At 31.7% G+C, this 6,109-nt stretch carries 8 protein-coding genes; 5 read left to right on the top strand and 3 right to left on the bottom strand.

Annotated elements, in window-relative coordinates:
* Window positions 1-207: 207 nt before the first annotated feature.
* The 3 genes from AACY61_RS07330 to AACY61_RS07320 are packed head-to-tail and all read left to right on the top strand — an operon-like array spanning window position 208 to window position 2,850.
* The gene (locus AACY61_RS07330) at window positions 208-483 is read left to right on the top strand and encodes a DUF3817 domain-containing protein (protein ID WP_339610924.1); all 276 of its coding nucleotides are present in this window, start codon (window positions 208-210) and stop codon (window positions 481-483) included.
* Window positions 484-493: 10 nt separating this feature from the next.
* Complete coding sequence (locus tag AACY61_RS07325) at window positions 494-1,759, top strand: mechanosensitive ion channel domain-containing protein (protein WP_339610923.1); 1,266 nt, start codon at window positions 494-496, stop codon at window positions 1,757-1,759.
* 14 nt (window positions 1,760-1,773) lie between these two features.
* Entirely contained in the window at window positions 1,774-2,850 is a 1,077-nt protein-coding gene (locus AACY61_RS07320; RefSeq protein WP_339610922.1) for an endonuclease/exonuclease/phosphatase family protein, read from the top strand.
* On the opposite strand, the gene AACY61_RS07315 is transcribed toward AACY61_RS07320, so the two are convergent.
* Window positions 2,819-3,232, bottom strand: a complete 414-nt coding sequence (locus AACY61_RS07315) for an NUDIX hydrolase (protein WP_339610921.1) — start codon at window positions 3,230-3,232, stop codon at window positions 2,819-2,821. The genes AACY61_RS07320 and AACY61_RS07315 overlap by 32 nt on opposite strands.
* Window positions 3,233-3,244: 12 nt before the next feature.
* On the bottom strand, window positions 3,245-4,600 hold the full coding sequence (locus tag AACY61_RS07310) for an NAD-dependent succinate-semialdehyde dehydrogenase (RefSeq protein ID WP_339610925.1): 1,356 nt from the start codon (window positions 4,598-4,600) through the stop codon (window positions 3,245-3,247).
* 167 nt (window positions 4,601-4,767) lie between these two features.
* Here AACY61_RS07310 and AACY61_RS07305 point away from each other — a divergent pair, with 167 nt between their 5' ends.
* Both AACY61_RS07305 and AACY61_RS07300 read left to right on the top strand, forming a co-directional pair.
* Entirely contained in the window at window positions 4,768-5,172 is a 405-nt protein-coding gene (locus tag AACY61_RS07305; protein WP_339610920.1) for a glyoxalase, read from the top strand.
* A gap of 146 nt (window positions 5,173-5,318) precedes the next feature.
* Window positions 5,319-5,762 (top strand): transcription elongation factor, encoded by a 444-nt coding sequence (locus tag AACY61_RS07300; RefSeq protein ID WP_339610919.1) that lies wholly within the window; start codon window positions 5,319-5,321, stop codon window positions 5,760-5,762.
* Here the strand turns inward: AACY61_RS07300 and AACY61_RS07295 are convergent.
* Window positions 5,763-6,109 (bottom strand): DUF2461 family protein (locus AACY61_RS07295; RefSeq protein ID WP_339610918.1); only part of this gene is annotated, 347 nt, incomplete at its 5' end.

Here is a 6,109-nt window from a genome sequence, read left to right as displayed (position 1 = left end):
TCTTAAAAGATTTTGAAAAACAGAATTCATTACATCAGAGAATAAAATTATTTGGGTTTAATCCAATACAATCTAAATGGTGGCATTTTAGTTATCAAATTAAAAAATAAATTCGCCGCAAATAAACAATCGGATAGTTTGTCTTGAATAACTGAATATTAATTGAAAGAGAGTAAATCTTATAGTACCTTTGTCAAAAAAATTACAATGATTAAAGCTTTTAAAATTACAGCCCTATGGGAAGGTGTTTCCCTTTTGGTTCTTTTATTTATTGCAATGCCTCTTAAGTATCTTTTAAATCAGCCTGAAATGGTTAGTATCGTTGGAATGATACACGGTATTTTATTTTTGGCTTATGTAGTCCTAGCCTTTATGGTATATAATGAGCTCAATTGGAACTTTAAAACCCTTTTTATTGTTTTATTTGCATCAGTCATTCCTTTTGGCACTTTTTACATTGAAAAAAAGTATGTTTCTGTTTAAAAATTAATTTATGAAATTTGAAGAGTTCACTTATTTATTTGAAGACTACCTTATAAATCAAGGTGTTTCTCAATTTTGGGCAGCTTATTTTAATCTTGCAGTCAATCTGTTCATACTGGGGTTAATTACTTTTATTGCAGACCGAATTATAAGAAAGATTATTGTTTCCGGATTTAAGATGTTTTCTGTAAAGACTAAAACAACATTTGATGATTTTTTGGTTGAAAGTAATTTTCCCAGATATGTAGCACACATCATTTCTCTATTTTTCCTTAAATATATACTTCCATTTATTCTAAAGGAGTTTCCTGATATTTTAAATGTATTCAATATTGCAATCAATGTGTATGGAGTTGTATTGATTGTAAAAATAATTCGAAGTATTTTAAGGTCTTTAAAACGCTATTTAAAAACCAAAGAGCAATATTCAGATAAACCACTCGAAAGCTATTTACAAGTCATTTTAATCTTTGTGTGGGGAGTAGCTATCATTTTCATAATTTATGAATTAACCGGCAAAGATATTTTAAGTTTAGCTTCATTAGGAGCGGCTTCAGCAATAATTCTGTTGATATTTAAAGATACGATTCTTGGTTTTGTGGCATCTATTCAGGTTTCTGTGAACGACATCGTAAGAATTGGCGACTGGATTACATTCAGTAAATTTGGTGCAGACGGAACTGTAATTGATATTAATCTGGCCACTGTAAGAGTTCAAAATTGGGACAATACTTTTACAACAATCCCGACTTATAGCTTAATTGCTGATTCTTTTCAAAACTGGAGAGGGATGCAGGAGTCTGGAGGCAGACGTATAAGGCGTTCTATATTTATTAAACAATCATCAATCAAGTTTCTTTCGCTTGAGATGATGGAAAATCTTAAAAAAATTCAGTTAGTTTCAAACTATATTGATCACAGACAACTTGAAATAGAGAGGCATAACCAACGGGTAAATGCAGATAAAAGCGTACTGATAAACGGAAGAAATCAAACCAATTTTGGAATTTTCCGGAAGTTTTTAGATAGCGTTTTAAAGCAAAACACGGGTGTAAATCAGGAAATGTTAGTGATGGTAAGACAACTCCAACCAACACCTCAAGGAATTCCACTTGAAATTTATTGTTTCAGTAAAGACAAACGTTGGGAAAACTACGAAGCTATTATGTCTGATATTTTTGATCATGTAATTGCTTCAGTACCTTATTTTGAGCTTGAATTATTTGAAGAGCCCACAGGAAAAGACATCAAGGCGTTGAAAGAAACAACATCTTAAGTATAAAGCTATAATTGAAAACTATTTTATTATTTTTAACCGTAGTAGCTGTTGTTGCTGCATTTATGCCTTTGGTGGCTTCTAAAAAATGGTGGATTAGAGGTTTTGATTTTCCACACATGCAGTTCACTATTTTTTCATTTGTTGTTTTAATTTTTCTTTTATTTAATATTGATTTTTCAAGGGTTATAGATGTATTTGTATTGATACTATTGATTTGTACAGTTATTTATCAGTCTATTATTCTTTTTCCTTATACAATTTTTGCTCAAAAACAACTGGAGACTGCACAAAACCCAGATCCGAGTAATAAAATAAAAATACTCTCTGCTAATGTATATCAGGAAAACAAAAACTCAAACCTATTAATTGACTTAATCAAGAAAACAAATCCAGATGTAATCATTCTACTGGAAACCAACAACCAATGGCGGAATGATTTAAAAAGATTAAAAGCTACTTATACATTTTTTGTCGAGCATCCGTTAGAAAACTACTATGGGATGATGTTGTTCAGTAAATTTAAGTTAAAAGACACTTATGTTCAATTCTTAGTTGATGATTCCATTCCCTCAATTAAAGGTAAGTTAGTGCTTAAAAGTGGTGTTTTAATTGATTTGTATTGTTTGCACCCCATGCCACCAAGTCCTACTGAAAATGAAAAATCGTTAGACCGAGATGCTGAGTTATTAATTGTAGCAAATGAAATCACTAAAAAAGAGCACCCTGTTCTTGTAATAGGTGATTTAAATGATGTAGCTTGGTCACATACTACCAGAATGTTTCAAAGAGTAAGTAGGTTGCTTGACCCAAGAATTGGAAGAGGATTTTACAATACTTTTCACGCGAAGTATCCTTTATTGAGGTGGCCTCTGGATCATCTTTTTGTTTCAAATGATTTTAAATTAGTTTCGTTAAAACGACTTTCCAATATTGGTTCAGATCATTTTCCTATGTATGCTGAATTGGTTTATTGTAATGTTGCAGGAGAAAATCAAACACCAGATACCCCATCAGTTGAAGATCAGCTGGAATCCAAAAAAACAATCAAGAAAGGTCTTAAAGAAAACGGGAAATCGCCAGTTCAATAATTTCCTTATGATCAAATGCCAGTTCAGGTAATTGATCTAGATGAAACCATTGGGCATTTTCGGCATCATCATTTGCTAGTGGAATAAGGTCTTGATCCAGAAAGCCTACGTGAGCTATTGAAACTGTGTGACCTCTTGGGTCTCTTTCAGGATTTCCAAACGCATATAGCTGTTCACAAGTTTGCAATTCAATTCCTGTTTCTTCCTTTAGTTCTCGTAAGGCTGCAGAATGCAGGCTCTCATTTAAATCTACAAAACCACCAGGTAACGCCCACATTTTTATAAATGGGTTGTTTTTTCTTTGTATCAGTAAAACTGAATTGTTTTTTTCAATATTAAATACCACAATATCTACAGTTAAAGATATATTTTGTTTAGTCATTTAAGAGTAATGTTACATATTAATATAAACCGTTTTAACGTTGACAAACTCTTTTATGCCATCACTACTTAACTCACGTCCATAACCTGATGTTTTCACACCTCCAAAAGGCAACCGAGGATCACTTTTTACAAGTTCATTAATGAAAACGGCTCCCTCTTCAAACTGTGGAACCATTTTTTCCATTTTCTTTATATCTTTTGAAAACAGCATAACACCTAATCCAAACTTTGATTTATTTGATAATTTAATGGCTTCTTCTTCATTTTTGAATGTGGTAACAGCCAATAATGGACCAAAAGTTTCTTCCTTAAATATTTCCATTTCGGGAGTCACGTTTGAGACGATAGTGGGTTCAAAAAATGTCTTAGACCGTTTGCCTCCTACTTCAATCTTTGCCCCTAAATCTAAGGAATTGTTAAGTTGTGCTTCAAGTTTTTCAGCTAAATTTTGCTTGGCCATAACACCTATAAAAGTCTCTTTATCAATAGGGTCTCCTGATTTAAGCTTACTAACTTTTAACGATAATTTTTCGATAAATGAAGACGCTATTGACTCCTCAATTAACAAGCGTTTTCCGGCAATACAACTTTGTCCGGTATTTTGAAACCTGGCTTGGATAATGGTTTCTATGGCATCATTAATGGAGGCGTCGTTAAATACAATCATTGCATTATTTCCACCTAACTCCAACACAGATTTTTTAATATTTTTTCCAGCGGTTGCAGCAACAGATGAGCCTGCGGGTCCACTTCCGGTTATTGTAACAGCTTTTATAATGTCATTGTCAATAATTTCTTCAACCCGATCACTACCTACCTTTAAAGTAGTAAAACAATGAATTGGAAAACCGGCTTTTTCAAAGACCTCTTGAATGAGTAAGGCACTTCCAAACACATTTGATGCGTGTTTGAGGACTACTACATTTCCTGCCATCAATGCGGGAACAGTAAACCTAAATACTTGCCAAAAGGGATAATTCCAGGGCATAATAGCCAAAAGCACTCCTAGAGGTTCATACTTTACATAACTTTTTTTGGCATCAGTTTTTATTTTTTTTACAGATAAATGTTTTTCTGCATTTTCTGCGTAATATTCACATACCCAAGCGCATTTTTCAATTTCAGCTATGGCTTGTGTTATGGGTTTACCCATTTCATTTGTAATCATTTCAGCATAAAGCCTTTTGTTTTTTAAAAGTTCTTTAGCTGTATTGAGCATTAAAATCTTTCGTTCTTCGAATGAACTATTTTTATACTGCAAAAATCTTTTACTGCTTTTTTGAAGAATTGATTCAACCTCTGTACGTGAATGTACAGTGTGAGTTTTTAGTGTGTTTTCGGTATAAGGATTTATAGATTTTATCAAGTCCATTTTTGATTAATTTTAAACTTAAATATAACAAATATTTATCGAAATCCCTTTGTTTTAAAGGACTTTTAAGAAGGTTATTGTTGATAAAGTAGTTTATAACTACCTATTGATTTGAACTGAAATCTAAAGAACATTGATTATTTTTAGTAAAACTTCATATTATGAACTCCAGAGAATTAGACTTAGAGTCACTAAGGCCTGAAATTCCTTCAGCAATTGTTACACCCTTAATGAGTACTGATGAACAATTTCAAAATAAAACTTTAAGACCCATTGTAAAGCTTCAAAACGATTTATTCCTGATGGTATTTAAAAACTATGTTTTAAAACACAAAAATGTTTTTTATACTCTTTCATTAGACCGACGTCTGTTGTACATAGAAAACACAATTCAAAAGGATATAAAGTTTAGAAACTCATTGAAAGGAATGGTTATTGGACAGTTTACATTAGAAGAATATGAACAATACATTCAAAACTCATCAGCTTTAAATAAAAGGATGAACTTGGTAATTGAACGATTAAAAAGTAATATTCAGCTTTTGGAATTAGAATATGCACAATAGATGTTGACAAGTAATGTCCAAATTATTCCTTTTGACGAAAAGAAGACCTTAAAAAAAGGCCATAATAATAAACGACTTTTCTTTTTACTATTTTCATTTATTTAAAATAAATTGCAATTACTTTTGCAAGCAAAACAGTACACTTTATGATTAAGAATAAACTTTATATGAAATGTCTTGACCTTTTGAATCATCAAATTGAAAGGTATCAAAAAGAAATTGAATTGGTAAAAGAAGCTTTAGATGGTGAAGGATCACAATCTGATGCAGAAGATGGAGGAAAAGGAGAGTTACTCAATGAAATCGAAAAATATGCACGATATATAGAAACCACTGAAAAAACAAAAGAACAACTCAAGCGCATAGATGTTTCTCAAGAACACAAAGTGGTTGCAAACGGAAGCCTCGTAGAAACAGAAAACAACTTCTTTTTTATAGCTGTGGCAATTGGAAAACTGGATATTGAAGACAATAAAAACTATTATTCAATTTCAACTGATGCTCCCATTTATCAACACTTAAAAGGTAAAAAAACAGGTGACAGCTTTAACTTTAACAACTTAGTTTACAGAATAGTTAATGTGCATTAATTAAATTACTGTTTCACCATTTAAATCTGTTGTTAGTATTTCACTCATATAACTAAAAAATGGCTGAACCAGGCGAAAATGTTTCAAAATATTTTCACTAAAATCAGAAGCTAATACTTCCTTATCTGTAAATTTTTTAGTTACAAAATAGTTTTTATTTTTTATAAGATCAATTGCTTTGTGAGTTTTATCAAAACCTTTGGGGGCGGTTTTTACTTGATCTGAGGTATCAAAACCACCAAATGCACTTTTAAATTCAGGTTCGTTTAAGAGCTGTCTGATTTCTGAGTCATCTAATTCAAACTCTTTTCGAATACGAAACAAATCAGGTGCTTCTGGTTTGAAAA

It is taken from the genome of uncultured Planktosalinus sp., from assembly GCF_963973675.1.
Classification (GTDB): Bacteria; Bacteroidota; Bacteroidia; order Flavobacteriales; family Flavobacteriaceae; genus Planktosalinus.
This window is presented reverse-complemented; position numbering and strand designations above follow the sequence as displayed.

What these genes read in the sequence shown, in the direction of transcription:
- AACY61_RS07305 (WP_339610920.1), top strand. Translation starts at nt 4,768, where the DNA reads ATGAACTCCAGAGAATTAGACTTAGAGTCACTAAGGCCTGAAATTCCT.
- AACY61_RS07330 (WP_339610924.1), top strand. Translation starts at nt 208, where the DNA reads ATGATTAAAGCTTTTAAAATTACAGCCCTATGGGAAGGTGTTTCCCTT.
- AACY61_RS07300 (WP_339610919.1), top strand. Translation starts at nt 5,319, where the DNA reads ATGATTAAGAATAAACTTTATATGAAATGTCTTGACCTTTTGAATCAT.
- AACY61_RS07315 (WP_339610921.1), bottom strand. Translation starts at nt 3,232, where the DNA reads ATGACTAAACAAAATATATCTTTAACTGTAGATATTGTGGTATTTAAT.
- AACY61_RS07325 (WP_339610923.1), top strand. Translation starts at nt 494, where the DNA reads ATGAAATTTGAAGAGTTCACTTATTTATTTGAAGACTACCTTATAAAT.